Raw genomic sequence first — 254 nt, 5'->3', positions numbered from 1 at the left:
GAATTTTTATTTTATTACCCATATATCTCTATACTACAAGATACGAACCATTTTACTTTGTTTATTACCCTACCCGTAAACCAGTAGGGTATTTTTTCTTGTAAGAAATTAAAAAACAGACCCATTTTGAAGTGAACCCAAAAAGTTAGACACATAATTTATTAAGCAGCCTCTAGGGCATGCGTTCGGTATTCCACCGGGCTCATGCCCTTTAATTTTGTCTTGATTCGTTTGTGATTATAGTAATTGATATA

The 254-nt window shown here is 33.1% G+C and carries 1 protein-coding gene; it reads right to left on the bottom strand.

The genetic code is table 11. The annotated features are described in order from the left end of the window. Positions 1–161 precede the first annotated feature (161 nt). Positions 162–254 (bottom strand): IS3 family transposase (locus M3221_RS26020; RefSeq protein ID WP_251274688.1); only part of this gene is annotated, 93 nt, incomplete at its 5' end.

The organism is Domibacillus indicus (assembly GCF_023715895.1).
GTDB lineage: Bacteria > Bacillota > Bacilli > Bacillales > Domibacillaceae > Domibacillus > Domibacillus indicus_A.
Note: the sequence above shows the minus strand (reverse complement) of the source record. Positions and strands in the feature narration are given on the sequence as shown.